This is a genomic window from Azospirillum sp. B4, from assembly GCF_000333275.1.
In the GTDB taxonomy this organism is placed as follows: domain Bacteria; phylum Pseudomonadota; class Alphaproteobacteria; order Azospirillales; family Azospirillaceae; genus Nitrospirillum.
The window spans coordinates 1-1003 of the sequence record NZ_BACU01000036.1 but is presented as its reverse complement, the minus strand read 5'-3'; the positions used below and the strand labels follow the sequence as shown (position 1 = coordinate 1003).

Genomic DNA, 1003 nt, shown 5'->3' with positions numbered 1-1003 from the left:
CCTTCATGAGGCCCGGGCAAGCGCCTGTGGGAAAGCGAGATGAAGCGGCCTGAGCAGGAAGGCTCCGCCATGGGTGGCGGCGTCGCCGTGGGTGACGGTGCCGTGTTCGTCACCACCGGCTATGGCGAAGCCATCAAGGTCGATCCCAAGGACGGCAAGGTCGCCTGGCGTCAGCGCATCGCCGCCCCCATCCGCTCCGGCCCCACGGTCGCCGGCGGCCGCGTCTTCGTCGTGACCATCGACAACCAGTGCATCGTGCTGGCGTCCAACAACCGCGTGCTGCAGTGGACGCATGCGGGCTTCCCCGAGCCGGCGGCCCTCCTGGGCGGGGCCAGCGCCGCGGTGGACAACGACGTCACCATCATCCCGTATTCCTCGGGCGAGCTGTACGCGCTGCGCGTGGACAACGGCCACCCGGCGTGGAGCGACAACCTGGCGTCGTCGCGCCGGGGCGCCAACCTGGCCAACCTGGCGGACATCAAGGGCCTGCCGGTCGTGGATCACAACCAGGTGTTCGCCATCAGCTATTCCGGTCGCATGGTCGCCATCGACCAGCGCACCGGCCAGCACATCTGGGAACAGGATGTCGGCGGCCAGAACCAGCCGGCGGTGGTGGGCGACTGGGTGTTCGTCCTGAACAACGAGGCCCAATTGGTGGCGCTGACCCGTGATACCGGCCGCGTCCGCTGGATCAAGCAGCTGGAACGTTGGGAGAATCCGGAGAAGCGCAAGGATCCGATTAACTGGGTTGGTCCTATCGCAGCCGGTGGACGCTTGATTATGGCCAACAGCCTGGGGCAGGTTGTGGAAGCGTCGCCCGCCAACGGCGACATCCTCAACAAGACAGAGTTCGACGACCCCATCAGCGTGGCCCCCATCGTGGCCAACAACACCCTGTATGTGCTGACGGACGACGGCGACCTCTTCGCGTATCGATAAGGCGTTTTAGTTATGGCGAGTCCCCGCCGCTTGACGGTCGCTATCATCGGCCGGCCCAATGTCG

1 protein-coding gene is annotated in these 1003 nt (G+C 65.9%); it reads left to right on the top strand.

The annotated features are described in order from the left end of the window. The first annotated feature begins 24 nt into the window (after positions 1–24). Complete coding sequence (locus I55_RS01530) at positions 25–939, top strand: PQQ-binding-like beta-propeller repeat protein (RefSeq protein ID WP_286364278.1); 915 nt, start codon at positions 25–27, stop codon at positions 937–939. Positions 940–1003: the final 64 nt, after the last annotated feature.